13 protein-coding genes are annotated in these 17,808 nt (G+C 38.2%); 9 read left to right on the forward strand and 4 right to left on the reverse strand.

What is annotated here, in order from left to right; all coding sequences use genetic code 11:
- Positions 1–97: 97 nt before the first annotated feature.
- The 4 genes from LVD15_RS09025 to LVD15_RS09040 are packed head-to-tail and all read left to right on the forward strand — an operon-like array spanning position 98 to position 5,574.
- On the forward strand, positions 98–1,471 hold the full coding sequence (locus LVD15_RS09025; RefSeq protein WP_233779967.1) for a glucoamylase family protein: 1,374 nt from the start codon (positions 98–100) through the stop codon (positions 1,469–1,471).
- A gap of 2 nt (positions 1,472–1,473) precedes the next feature.
- Positions 1,474–2,271 (forward strand): carboxylesterase family protein, encoded by a 798-nt coding sequence (locus tag LVD15_RS09030; RefSeq protein ID WP_233779968.1) that lies wholly within the window; start codon positions 1,474–1,476, stop codon positions 2,269–2,271.
- Positions 2,272–2,279: 8 nt separating this feature from the next.
- A complete protein-coding gene (gene bglX / locus LVD15_RS09035) occupies positions 2,280–4,583 on the forward strand; it encodes a beta-glucosidase BglX (RefSeq protein ID WP_255763389.1) in 2,304 nt (767 codons plus the stop codon).
- A gap of 40 nt (positions 4,584–4,623) precedes the next feature.
- The gene (locus tag LVD15_RS09040; RefSeq protein ID WP_233779969.1) at positions 4,624–5,574 is read left to right on the forward strand and encodes an alpha/beta hydrolase; all 951 of its coding nucleotides are present in this window, start codon (positions 4,624–4,626) and stop codon (positions 5,572–5,574) included.
- An 80-nt stretch (positions 5,575–5,654) separates the two neighbouring features.
- On the opposite strand, the gene LVD15_RS09045 is transcribed toward LVD15_RS09040, so the two are convergent.
- Entirely contained in the window at positions 5,655–5,996 is a 342-nt protein-coding gene (locus LVD15_RS09045; RefSeq protein ID WP_233779970.1) for a hypothetical protein, read from the reverse strand.
- Between the two features lie 297 nt (positions 5,997–6,293).
- Between LVD15_RS09045 and lpdA the strand changes: the two genes are divergently transcribed.
- From lpdA to LVD15_RS09060, 3 genes are all read left to right on the forward strand, one after another.
- Positions 6,294–7,688 (forward strand): dihydrolipoyl dehydrogenase, encoded by a 1,395-nt coding sequence (gene lpdA, locus LVD15_RS09050; protein WP_233779971.1) that lies wholly within the window; start codon positions 6,294–6,296, stop codon positions 7,686–7,688.
- Positions 7,689–7,777: 89 nt separating this feature from the next.
- On the forward strand, positions 7,778–8,335 hold the full coding sequence (locus LVD15_RS09055) for an RNA polymerase sigma factor (protein WP_233779972.1): 558 nt from the start codon (positions 7,778–7,780) through the stop codon (positions 8,333–8,335).
- Positions 8,332–9,135, forward strand: a complete 804-nt coding sequence (locus LVD15_RS09060) for an anti-sigma factor (RefSeq protein ID WP_233779973.1) — start codon at positions 8,332–8,334, stop codon at positions 9,133–9,135. The genes LVD15_RS09055 and LVD15_RS09060 overlap by 4 nt, the downstream gene beginning before the upstream one ends.
- Positions 9,136–9,240: 105 nt before the next feature.
- Here LVD15_RS09060 and LVD15_RS09065 read toward each other — a convergent pair whose 3' ends face one another.
- Together LVD15_RS09065 and LVD15_RS09070 are read right to left on the reverse strand one after the other, a co-directional pair.
- The gene (locus LVD15_RS09065; RefSeq protein WP_233779974.1) at positions 9,241–11,496 is read right to left on the reverse strand and encodes an inorganic phosphate transporter; all 2,256 of its coding nucleotides are present in this window, start codon (positions 11,494–11,496) and stop codon (positions 9,241–9,243) included.
- 337 nt (positions 11,497–11,833) lie between these two features.
- Positions 11,834–12,463 (reverse strand): alpha/beta hydrolase, encoded by a 630-nt coding sequence (locus LVD15_RS09070; RefSeq protein WP_233779975.1) that lies wholly within the window; start codon positions 12,461–12,463, stop codon positions 11,834–11,836.
- Positions 12,464–12,641: 178 nt separating this feature from the next.
- Between LVD15_RS09070 and LVD15_RS09075 the strand changes: the two genes are divergently transcribed.
- Positions 12,642–13,541 (forward strand): glycerophosphodiester phosphodiesterase, encoded by a 900-nt coding sequence (locus tag LVD15_RS09075; protein ID WP_233779976.1) that lies wholly within the window; start codon positions 12,642–12,644, stop codon positions 13,539–13,541.
- Between the two features lie 5 nt (positions 13,542–13,546).
- Here LVD15_RS09075 and LVD15_RS09080 read toward each other — a convergent pair whose 3' ends face one another.
- A complete protein-coding gene (locus LVD15_RS09080) occupies positions 13,547–16,645 on the reverse strand; it encodes a sensor histidine kinase (protein WP_233779977.1) in 3,099 nt (1,032 codons plus the stop codon).
- Between the two features lie 141 nt (positions 16,646–16,786).
- Between LVD15_RS09080 and LVD15_RS09085 the strand changes: the two genes are divergently transcribed.
- The gene (locus LVD15_RS09085; RefSeq protein ID WP_233779978.1) at positions 16,787–17,788 is read left to right on the forward strand and encodes an adenosine kinase; all 1,002 of its coding nucleotides are present in this window, start codon (positions 16,787–16,789) and stop codon (positions 17,786–17,788) included.
- The last annotated feature ends 20 nt before the right edge of the window (positions 17,789–17,808 follow it).

Below are 17,808 nucleotides of genomic sequence, written 5' to 3' on the forward strand. Positions count from 1 at the left end.
TGGAGATGGGCTTCGGTGGGTTATCGAAGTCCATTTCCTTAACAGGTCAATTCGTCTTAATATTAGCCTTAATTTATTCCAGCTAAAAGCGATAAATATGAAATTAAAAAACATAATACTGACTAGCTCGCTGGCTTTAATAGGCCTATGGGCTTGTACAGATAATAAAGAGTCGGCAGACCAGCCAGCGGATAATCAGGACAGCACCGCTACAGCTGAGGTTTCTGAAGATTCTTTGCTTAATCTGGTGCAGTACCAGACTTTCCAGTACTTCTGGGAGAATGCTGAGCCTACTTCAGGACTTGCTCCCGAACGTACCCACATGGATGATGTATATCCGGAGAATGATAAGGATGTAGTCACGATTGGCGGATCAGGCTTTGGCTTTATGGCTATACTAGTAGGTGTAGAAAGAGGTTTTATTACCAGAGAGCAGGCACTAGCGAGATATGAAAAAATGATCAATTATCTTGAAAAGGCCGATAGATATCACGGAGCATGGCCACACTGGCTAGATGGTCCTACAGGAAAAATGAAGCCTTTTAGCCAAATGGATAATGGTGGAGATTTAGTAGAAACAGCCTTTTTGGTTCAGGGAATGCTTACTGTTAGAGAGTTCTTTAAAGATGGAAATGACAGAGAGCAGGCTTTAGCCTCTAAAATAGATGAACTATGGCTAGGTGTAGAGTGGGATTGGTATACTAAAGGCGAAAATGTGCTTTATTGGCACTGGTCTCCTGAGCATGAATGGGCTATGAATTTCCCGGTTGGAGGTTATAACGAGGCTCTGATTATGTACATCTTGGGAGCATCTTCTCCTACTCATGCTATTAATAAAGCGGCCTATGATGAAGGTTGGGCCAGAGGAGGTGCTATTGCTAATGGCACTACTTATATGGGGCTGCCTACCGTTCTAGATCATTACGAAGGTAATGATGACCCGGTTGGGCCATTATTCTGGGCTCATTATTCTTATTTAGGTCTTAACCCTAAAGGTCTTAAAGATCAATATGGAGATTACTGGGAGCTAAATAGAAATCATGCTCTTATTGATTATAAGTATTGTGTTGAAAACCCTCATGGATTTAAAGGCTATGGAGAGAATTGCTGGGGCTTAACCTCGAGCTACTCGGTAAACGGATATGCCGGGCATCATCCTGGTAAAGAAGATATCGGTGTAATTTCGCCAACAGCAGCTTTGTCATCATTCCCATATACGCCAGATGAAAGTATGGCCTTTTTAAAATATTTATATAACGATGCTGATAGCCTTGTAGGTGAATACGGTCCTTATGATGCTTTTAGCGTGGAAGATAGCTGGTATACACCAAGATATTTGGCCATAGATCAAGGCCCAATTCCGGTGATGATAGAGAACTATAGAAGCGGTTTATTGTGGAGTTTATTTATGGAGGCACCTGAAGTAAAAGCAGGATTAAACAAGCTTGGTTTTACCGTGGAGGGTGAATAGCCATGAAAAACACCTTTTCTAAATTCTTTTTATGGGTTTTTGTTTGTGCTTTGGCCTTTACGGAAGTCAAAGCTCAAAACCCCATAGATGCATTTCAACCCAAAGTATTTCATACTGATTCAGATTCTCTGCTTTACAGAATTCTGTGGCCTGAAGACTTCGATGAAAATGAAGAGTACCCCGTAGTACTGTTTTTACATGGGGCAGGAGAAAGAGGTAGTGACAATAAGACTCAGCTTACACATGGCAGTAAATTATTTTTAGAACATAAAAGTGATTTTCCTGCCATAGTCATATTCCCGCAGTGCCCTAAAAGTGATTATTGGTCTAATGTTACCATAAAAACTAAAAAGGGTAAAAGAACTTTCCATTTTGACGACAAGGGCGATCAACCAGCCAACAAGTCTCTAAAAATGGTAATGCAGCTGGTAGACTCCATTAGCGACCTGGCTTATGTAGATAATAGCCGAATATATGCAGCAGGCTTATCTATGGGCGGCATGGGTACTTTTGAAATAGTGAGTCGTAAGCCAGATACTTTTGCTGCAGCAATAGCTATATGTGGAGGCGATAACCCTGCAAGTGCTAAGAATTATGCCGGAAAAGTTCCTTTCTGGATTTTCCACGGAGAGAAGGATGATGTGGTGCCATGCAAAAATTCAAAGCGAATGGCCAAAGCGATTAGCAAGGAAGGCGGAGAGGTTAAATTAACGCTATATCCAGAAGCCAACCATAATAGCTGGGACAGTGCTTTTGCTGAACCCAAACTTTTACCCTGGTTATTTTCAAAACGCAAATAATACAAATTATGATAAATCGATTGTTTCTCGTCTTGTTCATTTCGGTGGCGGTAATGTCCTGCGAAGTAAAGCAGAAAAATGCCGAAAGTAGTACCAATGATGGTAGTGCCTTTATCGATTCTTTAATGAGTGAGATGACTTTGGAGGAAAAATTAGGTCAACTCAACTTGCCCTCGTCTGGTGATATCACTACCGGGCTGGCCAATAGTTCTGATATAGGATCTAAAATTAAGGAAGGCAAAGTAGGTGGCCTTTTTAATATAAAAACGGTAGAAAAAATTAAAGAAGTACAGCGAATAGCTGTGGAAGAAAGCCGTTTAAAAATACCATTGATTTTTGGTATGGATGTTATCCACGGTTATAAAACCTTATTTCCTATTCCATTAGGCTTATCTAGTAGCTGGGATATGGAGCTTATTGAAGAAACTGCACGAGTAGCTGCCATAGAAGCGAGTGCTGATGGTATCTGCTGGACTTTCTCTCCTATGGTAGATGTGGCCAGAGATCCGCGTTGGGGTAGAGTGTCTGAAGGTAACGGAGAAGACCCTTATCTTGGAGCTGCTATTGCCAAAGCGATGGTAGAAGGATATCAAGGTGAAGACCTTACCGACCCTAAAACTATTATGGCTTGTGTAAAACACTTTGCTTTATATGGAGCTATCGAAGCAGGTAGAGATTATAATACAGTAGATATGAGCCGCATAAGAATGTTCAATGAATATTTTGAGCCTTACAAGGCGGCAGTTGAAGCAGGAGTAGGTAGTGTTATGACTTCTTTTAACGAAGTAGAGGGTGTGCCAGCGAGTGCTAATAAGTGGTTAATGAATGATCTTTTACGCGAACAATGGGGATTTAATGGTTTTGTAGTTACTGACTACACGGCTATTAATGAAATGATAGACCATGGTATTGGTGATTTGAAAACCGTATCTGCAAGATCATTAGAAGCAGGAGTGGACATGGACATGGTAGGAGAAGGTTTCCTTACTACTTTGAAAGCTTCTTTAGATGAAGGTAAAATCTCTCAGACTATGATTGATGAAGCTTGTAGAAGAATATTAGAGGCAAAATATAAATTAGGCCTTTTTGATGATCCTTATAAATATTGTAGCGAAGAGAGAGCTAAGAATGAAATCTTCACTGCTGATCATAGAAAAAAAGCCAGAGAGTTGGCAGCAGAAACTTTTGTGTTGCTTAAAAACGAAGGAGACATTCTGCCTTTAAAAAAGGAGGCTAAAGTAGCCCTAATTGGTCCAATGGCTGATAATAGAGAAAATATGGCTGGTACCTGGAGTGTAGCAGGAGATTTTGAAAAATCAGTTTCTTTAAGAGATGGTTTAGAGGCTGCAGTAGGAAAGCAAAATGTAGTGTACGCCAGAGGAGCTAATATTACTGCAGATTCTTTACTAGAAAGCAGAGTGAGTGTGTTCGGTAAACCTACTTATAGAGATGAGCGCCCTGCTGATGTAATGATAAGAGAAGCAGTAAATGCCGCTAAAAATGCTGACGTTATTGTGGCTGCTATGGGTGAGTCTGCTGAGATGAGTGGAGAAAGCGCCAGTAGATCAAACATTGAAGTACCTCAAAGTCAAAGAGATTTGATGAAAGCATTATTAAAAACAGGAAAGCCTGTAGTTATGGTGTTGTTTACTGGTAGACCATTAGCTATGAAATGGGAGCAAGAAAATGTTCCTTCTATTCTTAATGTGTGGTTTGCAGGAACTGAAGCGGGTAATGCTATCGCCGATGTTTTATTTGGAGATGTGAATCCTTCAGGTAAGCTTACTGCTACTTTCCCTCAAAATGTTGGTCAGGTGCCATTATATTATAATCATAAAAACACAGGTAGACCATTAGCAGAAGGAGCATGGTTCCAGAAATTCAGATCTAACTATCTTGATGTTTCTAATGATCCTTTATATCCTTTCGGTTATGGCTTAAGCTATACCACTTTTGAATATAGTGACATTCAGCAGAGTAGTACTTCTATTGGTATGGATGATGAATTGACTGTTTCAGTAAACATTACTAATACAGGAGAATATAAGGGTGCTGAAGTGGCTCAGCTTTACATAAGAGATATGGTTGGCAGTATTACCAGACCAGTAAAAGAGCTGAAAGGCTTTAAGAAGATTACTTTGGAGCCCGGTAAATCAGAAACTGTTACCTTCACAATAGATAAAGATGATCTTGCTTTTTATAACCAGGATTTAACTTTTGCTGCTGAGCCTGGTGCATTCAAAGTTTTTGTAGGTACCAGTTCTCAGGAAGTGAAAGAAGCTGAATTTACTTTGCAGGAAAAAAGCGAGTAATAGGATTAAACATAATCCATTAATCCTTCTTTAATCTAATATGAGAAGACTATTAATTTTGGCCTTTGCGTCTATACTAGTTATAGGCGCAAAGGCTCAATCGTTTAATTACGAGAAGCTTAATTTTGAGGAAACTACGGTTTCTACCGTTACCTATGCCCATGAGGGAACTTCTAACGCCCTTAAAATGGATGTGTACGAGCCTGAAGGTGATAAAAGAAAGGATAGACCTGTTTTTTTATATGTACATGGAGGAGGTTTTTCTGGTGGAGCCAGGGATGAGGCTTGGATAAAAGAATATGCTGAGCAGATGGCCAAACATGGCTTAGTAGTGGTGAGCATGTCATATACCCTACTAATGAAGGGAAAAGGCTTCGGTTGTGATATCTCAGCAGCGGAAAAGATCAAAGTATTTAATCAAGCAGGAGAAGAAGTGGCTATGGCTGCTGCCAGTATGGTTAAAAATAAAGATAAATTTAATATAGATCCTGACAAGATCATTTTGGCAGGAAGTAGCGCTGGTGCCGAAGCTATTTTACATGCGGCATACATCAAGGCTAATTATTCGCCATTGCCAGAAGATTTTCATTATGCCGGAGTCATAAGCATGGCAGGAGCAGTATCGCAGCTCGATGATATCACAAAAGAATCAGCTATTCCTACACAAATTTTCCATGGTACTTGTGATGATGCCGTGCCATATGGTACTGCTGCACACCATTATTGTAAACTAGGTGAGCCTGGCTACCTTACGCTATTCGGAGGCAGAAGCATTGCAGATAAATTACAATCACTAGATCAGCCGTATTACATGGTGACGGGTTGTAATGGAAATCATGGCTGGCATAGCATACCCATGAAGCAGTATAACCACCTTATTCTGGATTTTATTCAGAATGATGTAATCAATGGAGAATTCAGGCAAATACATCAGGTGATCAAATCTGATGAGACCTGCGGACGAAATTCAGCACCATCCATTTGTGACTAGTAAAAACAAAAGCAGGCAATCTAACGACTACCTGCTTTTTTTGTAAAAGTGCTAAAGTTACAAGTGTATAGTTCTGAAGTTTACTCTTCTATAACGTCACCGTCATTGGTATAAACTTCTATTTCTTTCTCATTTTCTTTATTTTGAAAATGAACTTCATACTCTACCTGGTCTTCAGTGGTAGGAGTAGATTCATCATAAGTGATTTTATAAGCCTTGGCAATGCTCCACTTAGAAAATTCGCCATCTACAATAGCTTTTTTCACTCCAATGGGAAGCTCTGTAGCACTAATTTCTGTTTTCTTGGGATCTACCTTCACTACTACGGCATCGTTGTTGGTTTTTATGGTGGTAGCATTGGTACTAACTGCTGCAGAAAATACAATGGCTAAGGCTCCTATCATTATTTTATGAAATTTCATGGTTGTTCGTATTTAAAGTTTAATATATTCTTTTGACTATGTATATGATAGAACTATGCCAAAAATCATGTTTTATCGTAACTATTTGTTAATCAGTGTATTTACGATTTTTCAGTATTAGCTAAAACTCAGTTGTTGTTGGATTATTCTACAAATTGACGGGTAAAGCCCGTGTTTCAACACTTTTTTTTTCATGATCCTTGTCACACTGACACAGGTAATTTTTTTCTAAAGCCTTTTCGATTAAATTTGCACTCCTACGAACGGACTAGAAATACAAGATAAAATATACAGCTTATGTCAAAAAAATATGATCTTTTGGTTTTAGGTAGTGGCCCTGGTGGTTACGTAGCGGCTATTAGAGCTTCTCAGTTAGGCCTAAAAGTAGGTGTTATAGAAAAGGAATCTCTAGGAGGCATTTGTCTCAACTGGGGGTGTATTCCTACTAAAGCCCTATTAAAGAGTGCTAATGTTTTTGAATATATATCTCATTCTGAAGATTACGGTATTACAATAAAAGATGCCAAAGCAGACCTTAACGCTATGGTGAAAAGAAGCCGTGGTGTAGCTGAAGGTATGAGTAAAGGTATCCAGTTCTTATTTAAGAAAAATAAGATCGATGCCATTATGGGATTTGGTAAGCTTGTTCCTGGTAAAAAAATTGAAGTTACCGGTGAAGATGGAACAGTAGAAACTTACAGTGCAGATCATATTATTGTAGCTACAGGTGGTAGATCTCGTGAGTTGCCTAACCTGCCTATCGATAATGAGAAAATTATAGGATATAGAAAAGCCTTAGTATTAGATAAATTACCTAAGAAAATGGTAGTAGTAGGCTCAGGAGCCATCGGCGTTGAGTTTGCTTACTTCTATAATGCTATTGGTGTAGAAGTTACCATAGTAGAGTACTTACCTAGAATAGTGCCTGTAGAAGATGAAGAAGTTTCTAAAACATTAGAAAGAAGCTTCAAAAAAGCAGGTATCAATATTTTAACAAATGCCGAAGTAACTAATGTAGATACTAAAGGTAAAGGCTGCAAAGCTACAGTTAAGACTCAAAAAGGTGAAGAAGTTATAGAGTGTGATGTAGTACTTTCTGCAGTAGGTATCTCTACAAACCTTGAAGGTATCGGCCTTGAAGATGTAGGTGTAGCTACAGATAAAGGTAAAGTATTAGTAGATGACTACTATAAAACTAACATCCCAGGTATTTATGCTATCGGAGATATAGTACATGGTCCTGCTTTGGCTCACGTAGCTTCTGCAGAAGGTATCATCTGTGTAGAGAAAATAGCTGGTGAAACTCCTCAGCCATTAGATTACACTAACATACCTGGTTGTACTTACTGTACTCCTGAAGTAGCATCAGTAGGATTTACTGAAGCTAAAGCTAAAGAAGCCGGATATGATATTAAAGTAGGTAAATTCCCATTCTCTGCTTCTGGTAAAGCTAGTGCTGCCGGAGCTAAAGAAGGTTTTGTAAAACTTATCTTTGATGCTAAATATGGTGAATTACTAGGAGCTCATATGATTGGTAATAACGTTACTGAAATGATTGCTGAAATAGTAACAGCAAGAAAACTGGAAACTACCGGTCATGAAATTATTAAAGCCGTACACCCTCACCCTACTATGTCTGAGGCGGTAATGGAAGCTGCAGCTGCGGCATATGATGAAGTGATACATATCTAATCATTAGATTTTTTCTTCAAAAATTTTAACAAAAGCACCAATTAGCGTTGGTGCTTTTGTTTTTATTGATTTATTTGCTGTAGAATCTCATGTCTACAACACTACAAGGCCATATTGATCAGGCAGAGCTGGCTGCTCTTTTAAAGAATAAGGACAAAGCGGCCATGAAGTATCTGTACGAAAACTATTCTGCTGCGCTCTATGGGGTCATTTTACGTATAGTTGTAGATGAAAAAGTGGCGGAAGAGGTGTTACAAGATGCCTTTTTGAAAATATGGGATAAGATAGCCACATATGATGCCCAAAAAGGGCGTTTGTTTACCTGGATGCTTAACCTTACCAGAAACCTGGCAATTGATAAACTCAGATCTAAAGAGATTAAACGAGTTCAGAAAACTGATGAGCTGAGTAACAACGTATATAATATCGAACGAGATAATCTCATTCATCAAAATATTGATACGATAGGCGTTGAAAAGTTTTTAGACAAACTGAGGGAAGAGGAGAGACTAGTTATTGATCTCATTTATTTTAGGGGCTACACACAATCTGAAGTTTCTGAGGAAAAAAACATTCCCTTGGGTACGGTTAAAACTCGTCTGCGCATGGCTTTAACAAATCTTAGAAAAGAGTTAGGAGTAAGGTGAATATTCAAGAATACATATCATCAGGTATTTTAGAAGCCTATGCTCTCGGAGAGTTAACTTCTACCGAGGAGCAGGAAGTTTCTGAAAATGTGCAAAAGTACCCGGAAATTAAAGATGAGCTCAATAAAGTGGAGCTTACATTAGAAAATCTCGCATTTGAAACTGCGGTTTCTCCAGCGCTAGAGGTAAAGACTTCTGTATTACAAGCAATAGGAATAGAGGAAGAGGAAGAAAAGGAGGAAAAAGTACGAGCAATGCCCCGCAGACACTTAGGCATGTGGAGGCTGGCCGTGGCTGCTTCCGTAACCATAGCTGCAGTTAGCTTAGTACTGGCTTACAATTATTATAATAAATGGAAGCATACAGAAAACGAACTGACTAGCTTAATAGCTCAAAATGAAAGGTTAGCTCAGGATTATAATCAAGTGAATCAAAAGCTTGATAAAGTAGAAAGTGATTTTGATATATTGAGTGATGCTGGTTATAGGCGTGTGGCCATGAACGGTACTGATAACGCACCTCAATCAAAGGCTTTTGTCTATTGGAATGAAAACACTCAGGATGTTTATTTAAACATAAGCTCATTAGATCCGCTAGAGCAGGAAAAGCAGTATCAGCTTTGGGCCATTGTAGATGGCAAGCCGGTAGATGCTGGTGTATTTAATAGTGGAGAAAAGCACCTGCTTAAAATGAAAAATATTGAAGGAGCTTCAGCTTTTGCTGTTACCGTGGAGCCCAAAGGGGGAAGTATAAATCCTTCGCTAGAAACTATGCAGGTTATGGGGCCGGTAGAAAGCTAAAAAAGAGGCCATCTCAAAACGAACTGAAACTGATATTCTCTAATATCATGTAACTAATTTTGAGACGGCCGTTTCTGTACTACATTACAATTATACTTTTTCTAATTATAGGTCTGAAGTTTTAGCATGGCCATTAAATCCTGCCTTTTTAAATACTTTTATAAAGCGGCTGGTGGTATTTACCATTTCTTTGGTTTCTAGTAATATGTTGAAGAATAAGGTGGAAGTTCTCTTACTCTGACCTTTTTTCCTCACTTCTTTAATCTGGAATTCCATTAATGATAAGATCTGATCTAAAATCACCCTTTTAAGTGTAATGAGAGAATTCATTTTTTTGTTGCTATTCTCTTCAAGTACATCAACTGCCTGCGTCATAAAGGCTACGAAGTTATCAGTCAGCTCTTTTAGTCCCTCCACCTGTTTATCAGTTAGTGAAGAGTGCATGTTTTTGACATGATTAAGACTTTCCTCAATTATAAATTTAATAGAATGGGTGAAGTCCTGCTCCAGGTCATAAATATTTAAATAAGTTTTACTGGTATTGCCTTCGTTTTCATCCATGCGGTTGATAAACTTAATTAAGTTGGCCTTGAACTTCTCGTTTCTATCAATCAGATCATTGAGTGTTTTACGAGATTTCTTCAAAGGCTTTTTCTTCTCAATAAAAAGGCCGCCTAAAGATTCTTTATACAATTCTGTAACCATACTCAGGTTTTCTCTGGTTCGGTTATTGGCTTCAATGAGTGCTTTATTCACGGGTATTAGTGAAGTTTGAGCCAAAAGCTTTTCAGCCAAAGTTTTTTTCCTTTCCTTTTCTTTATGATAGGTAAAGCTTCTGTAGATGGTAATTACCGCTATTACTAGTATTACTGCCACCATAGAAAGACCTACTTTGAAAATTAAGAAGGCAAAAATGCTGGATATTAAAAAGGCAATTACAGCGGTGCCTAACCAGCCCAAAATAACATTAATTACCCCTGAAACCCTGTAAACGGCACTGTCTCTTCCCCAGGCTCTATCAGAAAGTGACGAGCCCATGGCTACCATAAAAGAAACATATGTGGTAGATAAAGGAAGCTTGAGCGAAGTGGCAAAAGCTATTAATATACTGGCTACCGTAAGATTCACAGATGCTCTCACCAGGTCAAATGCAGGTGCATCATCAGTGTTTAAGGTTACTTCGTTGTCAAAATTCTCTTCTAATTGAGAAAGTACACTTTTAGGCACCACAGCTGTAAGACCTTTACCTATTCCTCTGGCACCTTGCACTATTCCTCTTGAGACTGCATTGGCCTTGAACCGCTCGCTGCCAGCATCCTGTCTTCCCAGGTTTACTTCAGTTTCTGTTACTGATTTGGCCTTTTTAGATAACCATAAGGTGAGTACCATAATTATACCAGCAGCCAATAGAAGATAGGTGTTGGTTTTTACGGGCTTGCTCAGCGAAGTCATGAACATCTCATGAGGATCTAAGCCGGAAGCACTCCATTCTTTAAATGATTCTAAACCTGCAATGGGCACTCCTATAAAGTTCACCAGGTCATTACCTGCAAAGGCCATGGCTAAAGCAAATGTGCCGAAAAGCACTACTATTTTTAAAATATTGGTTTTGAAGACTTCTCTCAGTATAAAGAAGATTACTGACCATGCTAAAAAGGAGAAGATGCTTATTTCAAGACTATTACGTTCAAACCATTCTATTTTGTCATCAGAGATAAATGAGCTGCCTTTTACACCTTTTATAATTAAGAAGTAACTGATGGCGGTAAGGGCAATGCCTGCCCAGATTACGCCAACCGTTTTCATTCTTTTTTCATATTGGAAGGTAAAAAGTACACGGCTAAAGTACTGTACTATCATGCCCACCGTAAAGGAAACAGCCACAGAAATAAATATGCTGGAGACTATGGTAAGTGCATTGTCAAAATTTATGTACTGGTGCATGATACTCAGTCCGGAATCATCTTGCAGGGTTTTCATCAGGGCTACAGCAAAGGAGGCGCCCAGTAGCTCAAACACAATAGAAACTGTAGTAGAGGTAGGCATGGCAAAGGTGTTGAAAAGATCCAACAGAATAATGTCAGTAAGCATTACTGCCAGAAATATTACCATTACATCAGCAAAGTAGAAGTGATCAGGGAAGAAAATGCCTTTTCTGGCCACCTCCATAATGCCTGATGAAAAGGTAGCTCCTAGAATAATACCTATGCTGGCCACTATTAATATCACATGTCGTGGCGCTACTTTAGAACCGATGGCGGAGTTAAGGAAGTTAACAGCATCATTGCTGACTCCCACTATAAGGTCCGTAATGGCCAGGGCAAAGAGTAAAATAATTAGGATTAGATAGACTTGTTGCACGCTCTCAGGTTTGTTTTGATTCGAAGCTAATTAACAAGAAAATGAGCGGTTTATTACACTTTCTTATTAAGCTTAACAATTAATTAATGTTAAGGGTATTTAAACTATAGATTAATTTAATTAAGCATGAATTCTTGCCTGATGATCAAATAATTTTCACTCTTTAAAATCCAGACTATCAGGAGGGTTCGTATATCAGATAAGTATATTGGTTTTAAGAAGCTAACTGACATGAATTTTTTGCAAGGTTAGGATAATGTCGATGTAGGGTGCACATGTCAGGAAGGTTAGTTTCAGGTTTGAAGAGCCTCGGGGTGGTTTCCCGAGGCTTTTTTAATTATGCCAGGTAATGGTTGATAATGGTGGAAATAGACTCTGCATGAGAAACTACCATAAAATGAGAACCATTTCTAATTCTTAAGGCTTCTCTATGGCAGGGTATTAATCGATCTTTAGTGCCATGTAATGCCAGTAGCGGAATATTTTCAGTATTATTCCACATCAGGATTTCCTGTATGGCCCATTTGAAAAAATCAGGATCCGTATCTTCAATAATTGCATTGAGCAATTCCTTGTCTTCCTTTGTTTTAACACCAAAAAGCCAATGACATATTATTTTAGGTGGAATGAGCCATTTTGCGGGTATTATGCGGACTATGCCCAGGCTACCTATGGCCCTGAAGTCTGGCGGCAGTTCTTTTCTGGTAGGAACAGAGGAGATAATGATGGTCTTTTGTGGGGTCTTGATTTTCGCGATTTCAACCACTACCATACCTCCAAATGATAAACCCATCAGGCCGAAGGGTTTAGAATCATCAATATCTTTCAAAAAACGCTGAGCGTATGATCTTAAAGTTTCACCGGGAACGGGTGTTTTCCAAGGGAGGTGAATTATGGGGTGTTTTAGTTGGAGTTTATAAAATGCCCGCTCATCAGCTCCTAAGCCACTAATAGCGTATATCTTCATTTTTATAAAAATTGATAAAGCCGTTAAAAAATATTAGAATAAAAAAATCGTATTCAAATAATAACGTTTGAATATAGATTGTTTAAAAAGAAGAATGGCTTTTTAAAACCAGTATTTTAGAATAAAGCTGGTTTAGTTGTACATTTAGGATGGCTATAGTACATCAAACCTTACTAGGATGAAACAAATAATAACGGCTTTCTTTTTATTGATATCAATGTCAATGAATGCACAAAAAACAGATATACAAGGGCATAGGGGTGCACGCGGCATGATGCCTGAAAATACCATTCCGGCTTTTATGTATGCTTTAGATCAGGGAGTTACCACTCTGGAAATGGATGTGGTAATTACTAAAGATAAAAAAGTAGTGGTGTCTCATGATCCGTGGATTTCTCCGGGAATCTGCGTAAATGTGGATAATAGCAAGATCAAGGATGAACATCAGTTCGTTATTTATAAAATGAATTATGATGAGGTGAAGCAGTTTGATTGCGGTAGCCTGAATAATACTCGTTTTCCAGAGCAGCAAAAAATGGAGATTAATAAGCCGTTGCTAAGTGATGTAATTAAGGAAGCCGAGAAGCATATTAAGAGCTATACTCAATATGAAGTGAACTATAATATTGAGATAAAAAGTGATGCTCAGGGAGATAATGAGTTACACCCAGAGCCCGAGGAGTTTTCTAAATTAGTATATAATCTGATAGATCAATATTTGCCGTGGGAGCGAGTCATTATTCAATCTTTTGATTTTAGGGTGTTACAATACTGGCATGAGCATTACCCCAAGGTGAAATTAGCGGCTTTGGTTGAAAATGATCGGTCTATCACTACTAATTTGGCTAACCTGGGCTTTAAGCCTCATATTTATAGCCCCGATTTTAATTTGTTGACTGATGCCAGAGTGCGAGAGCTGCATAGACTAGGTATACAGGTTATTCCCTGGACGGTAAATGAGGAGGCTGATTTCAAAAAATTGCTCAAGTGGAAAGTAGATGGCATTATTACCGATTATCCGAATAAAGCTAAAGCCATGGGACTTACTGTAGAGCTAAAGCAACCGGATTCACATTAAAAGAATCATTCTGTTTGAGGGATTTCTAAAGTAACGGTAGTGCCTATTCCAAGATCACTGGCTAGGCTGATTTTTCCGCCTATTTTATCAACGGCCTCTTTTACAATATAAAGCCCAAGCCCTGAGCCTTTGGAGTTTTCGTTTGCCCTGTAAAACATATTGAAAATATTAGGCTGCATAGCGGAGTTTATGCCTTGTCCGTTATCATTTACTTTAATGAAAATGCTGCCATTATCTCTATAGGAAGAAATTTTTATGAAGGGTTCTGACTTTTCTAAATCATGGTAATTGACAGCATTAGAAAGAATATTGGTAAGAATAACCCTCAAACGAAGAGAATCAGTAATGAATTGGTCAGCTTCTTTGCCTGTTTCAATGGAGATGGAAATATGTTCGAAGTTGTCTAAGAAACGGAAGTTCTCAATGACTACACTAATAAGTTTTTTAAATTGAATAGGATCTCTACTCACCTCGGCGCGGGCATTTCTGGAGAAGTCAATGAGCTCTTTGGTGAAGGTTTCTAATTGCGATAAGCTTTTCTGTAATAGAGGCAGGTATCTGTCGTAGAGCTCTTTTTGTTCTTCAATTAGCATTATATTTAATAGGCCTCGCATACTTTTTATGGGTGCAGTAAGATCATGAGACGCACTGTAGATAAACCAGTCTAGCTCTTTGTTAATCTTGGTGAGCTCATGAATAAGTTTTGATCTTTCAGTTTCAGCTATTTTCCTGACCTCTATTTCTTCCAATAGCTGGTTATTCTGATTTTTAAGTTCTTTTTGGGAGGCGGTGATTTGAGCGGTTTTTTCTTCTACAGTCTTTTTTAAAATGGTATTTAACTCTATTTGATTGATGTAGTAATTAATCATATACCCCAGCATAATGGCAAATAATACGCAACCAATGATAAACCACCAGGTAATGTAAAAGGGTTTATCAATAGAAATAGATGAGCTAAGTGTGGAGGGGCTCCAGGGGCCATTGCCTATGCTAGCTTGTATTTCTAGCTGATAGTCTTTCCCGTAAGGTAAAGAAGTGTACAAAATGGAGTTTTGCTGATGATTATTAATATATCGCCATTCCTTCTCAAGGCCAATTAACCGAAGTCGGTAGTTAGTTTTTTGCTCATCAGTAAATGAAATGGTTCTGAAGAAAAATTCAAGGTCATTTTTCTGATGACTGAGGTCTGATAGCTCCTCTTCAGAAATTACTTCATTTTTATTTTTTATATACAGTATGTCTACTTTTTCAGGATTAGGAATTTCACTATCCATTTCAGGGTCATAATAAGAAACACCTTCGCTGGTGCCAATCCAGATTCGGCCATGACTATCTTCATAAAAGGAGTTTCTATTTACTTCATTACCAATAAGGCCATCATCTTGGGTATAATGTTTCATGCGGCCTTCATCAATTATGTAAACGCCATTGGCCGTGCCCAGCCATATTTTTCCATCTCGTGTTTTAAGCATGTCATAAATGGGTTGGGTAATGTTGTAGTTATGAAGCGGAGCATGAAAAATACTGTCGTTTTTAAGTTCTAAAAGGCCTATGTGAGAACCGATATAGGTATGACCGTTAATATTTTTAAGCACATAAAAGTTAGAGGAAGCTTCATGTTTATAAAGTATTGTCTTGCTAGTTCCGTGTTCAAAAATAGTGAGGCCAGCATTAGTAACTGCACATAGGCGGCCGTCCGGTAACTCAGTAATTTGGCGAGTGTAAGCATATATATCTCCAGCTTTTTGTAAGGAGGAGCCTGTTTTTTTATATATATGGTTATGGTTGCTTAAGTAGATATTTGAGTCGGAAATATGAATAGTCTCAACCCTGTCTAATTCGGGGAATTGATGCCACTTTACGTTAAAGTCTTCTTGTAAAATCCCAAAACCTAAGATTCCACCAGCTATGTATGTGCCTGTAGGAGACTTTTCAATATCAAATATTCTTTGAATATGCTTTTGCATAAGCATAGTGCCTAAGTCATACGGGCGAATGGATTTATCTGCTTTGTTAATAATACTGTAGCCTTCTGAGCTCCCGATAAACATTACGCCGGGCTTGAGTTCCAATATAGCGGTGCCTTCATTTTCTAATAATCCTGAAGATTTATTATAACTGGTAAATCTAAAACTGTTTACCTTGTATGCTCCACGATATGTTATGACCCAAAAGTTCTTTTCCTCATCTATAAACAATCGTGAACGGAGGGCAGCAGCATTATGGTCTTGTATTTTAAACTGAAAGAGCTCATGCGTTTGTGTGTTAAAGCGGTAAAACCATTCTGAAGAAGTAAAATAGATATTGTATTCACCATCATCAGTTATATAGGAGCTTTCACTTAAGGTCTTATCCGGAATGTTGGCTATGAGTTCTGTTTTATGGTTATAAATCCTTTTAATCCATCCGTTACCAATTATAAATTTATTCTTTCCGTTATCTATAGAATATATGTGTATATAGCCCTTATCATCATTAGTTTTTAACACACCTAGCTTTTTTGCTCCCGGTTGGCGCACGTAGATTTGTTGTGCTGTAGTGAGGTATAAAGTATCATTAATGTATCTCAAAGACCTGATATGAGGGATGTCAGGATGTTTTTCTTCAGGGAGTTTAAGGCTGTCCCACTTAGAGGTGTAAAAATCATACTCATAAATGTAGTTAAGAGTATTGAAGGCGAATTTTTTAAAGCCATCTCCTTGAGCTACTGCAGTTTTAAAGTATTGAGTATAGCCATTTGTGGGGTTAAAGGGTATGTCTATCCATTGCTGGTTATCATAATAGAGTATTTTAAACTGTTGTTGGTCAAAACCCGCCGCAAGCAAAGTTTTGTCCTTAAAGCTAAGGAGGTGATTATGCCATCCTTTTGGAGGAGTTTGGCTGGTGTCCTTTTTCCAGCTAATGCCATCATAACTACATAGCCCCTGATCAGTAAGAAACCATAATAAACCTTCAGCATCCTGACCTATACCTGCTACAATATTAGATGGCAAACCATCTTTTTCATGATAGGCTTTAGGTACGTAAAGCTGAGGATACCCAATTTTACAAACGGTAAACAGAATATAGATAGTAATAGCGTATTTAGCACTTTTGAGAGCCATATAAACATTAATATAAAAAAATATTTTCAGCGAACAGATATTGGTTTTCGAAATCCAATAATAAACTGTGTGGCTGTTCTAGTAAATTTTGAATAACATTATAAAAGATTAAATTAGCAAGGTTTTATTAAATAGGAATTTATGAAAAAGAAATATGACATTTACGGAATGGGTAATGCTTTGGTAGATATTGTTACTGAAGTAAATGACCAATTTCTAGAAAAGTATAACGTGGAAAAAGGGCTTATGACCCTGGTGGATGAAGAACGTCAGTTTGAGTTAATGAATGCTATTAATTTACCTAATGCTGATAAGAAATGCGGAGGTTCTGCAGCCAATACTATTATAGCAGCCAGCCAGTTTGGAGGTAATTGTTTTTACAATTGCAAAGTGTCTAATGACGAAATGGGTGATTTCTATTTGAAAGACCTTAAAGATAATGGCGTAGACACTAACCTTCAGGAAAAAAACAGAGAAGAAGGGATTACTGGTAAATGTTTGGTAATGACCACTCCTGATGCTAACCGAACTATGAATACTTACCTGGGTATCACAGCTACTTTTTCTAAAGATCAGATAGATGAAAGTAAAATTCAAGACTCTACTTACTTATATATAGAAGGCTACCTTATTACTTCTGAAAATGGACAGGAAGCCATGAAATATGCTAAGAAAGTAGCCGAAGAGTCAGGCACAAAAGTGGCGCTTACTTTTTCTGACCCTAGCATGGTTAAGTATTTTAAAGAACCTATGGAGCAGGTAGTAGGAGCTAGTGTAGATCTGCTTTTCTGTAATGAAGAGGAGGCTATGCTTTTCACAGGAAAGGATACTTTGAATAAAGCGAGAGAGGAGCTTAAGAAAGTGGCTAAAAAATTCGCTATAACTATGGGTGAGAATGGTGCTACCATTTTTGATGGTGATACTTTCATTGATATAGAGCCTTATGAGGTAAAAGCTGTAGATACTAATGGAGCCGGAGATATGTTTGCAGGAGCATTTCTTTATGGCATTACCAATGGTCATAGCTATGCTGAGGCAGGAAAGCTTGCTAGTTTGGCTTCTTCAAAAATTGTATCTCGCTTCGGACCAAGATTGGAGTGGCATGAAGCTAAAGAAATCCTTTCTCATCTTTTTGAAAACTAAAAAAAACGACTAACATAACC

It is taken from the genome of Fulvivirga maritima (genome assembly GCF_021389955.1).
GTDB lineage: Bacteria > Bacteroidota > Bacteroidia > Cytophagales > Cyclobacteriaceae > Fulvivirga > Fulvivirga maritima.

What these genes read in the sequence shown, in the direction of transcription:
- LVD15_RS09055 (WP_233779972.1), top strand. Translation starts at nt 7,778, where the DNA reads ATGTCTACAACACTACAAGGCCATATTGATCAGGCAGAGCTGGCTGCT.
- LVD15_RS09085 (WP_233779978.1), top strand. Translation starts at nt 16,787, where the DNA reads ATGAAAAAGAAATATGACATTTACGGAATGGGTAATGCTTTGGTAGAT.
- LVD15_RS09025 (WP_233779967.1), top strand. Translation starts at nt 98, where the DNA reads ATGAAATTAAAAAACATAATACTGACTAGCTCGCTGGCTTTAATAGGC.
- lpdA (WP_233779971.1), top strand. Translation starts at nt 6,294, where the DNA reads ATGTCAAAAAAATATGATCTTTTGGTTTTAGGTAGTGGCCCTGGTGGT.
- bglX (WP_255763389.1), top strand. Translation starts at nt 2,280, where the DNA reads ATGATAAATCGATTGTTTCTCGTCTTGTTCATTTCGGTGGCGGTAATG.
- LVD15_RS09045 (WP_233779970.1), bottom strand. Translation starts at nt 5,996, where the DNA reads ATGAAATTTCATAAAATAATGATAGGAGCCTTAGCCATTGTATTTTCT.
- LVD15_RS09080 (WP_233779977.1), bottom strand. Translation starts at nt 16,645, where the DNA reads ATGGCTCTCAAAAGTGCTAAATACGCTATTACTATCTATATTCTGTTT.
- LVD15_RS09030 (WP_233779968.1), top strand. Translation starts at nt 1,474, where the DNA reads ATGAAAAACACCTTTTCTAAATTCTTTTTATGGGTTTTTGTTTGTGCT.
- LVD15_RS09070 (WP_233779975.1), bottom strand. Translation starts at nt 12,463, where the DNA reads ATGAAGATATACGCTATTAGTGGCTTAGGAGCTGATGAGCGGGCATTT.
- LVD15_RS09040 (WP_233779969.1), top strand. Translation starts at nt 4,624, where the DNA reads ATGAGAAGACTATTAATTTTGGCCTTTGCGTCTATACTAGTTATAGGC.
- LVD15_RS09075 (WP_233779976.1), top strand. Translation starts at nt 12,642, where the DNA reads ATGAAACAAATAATAACGGCTTTCTTTTTATTGATATCAATGTCAATG.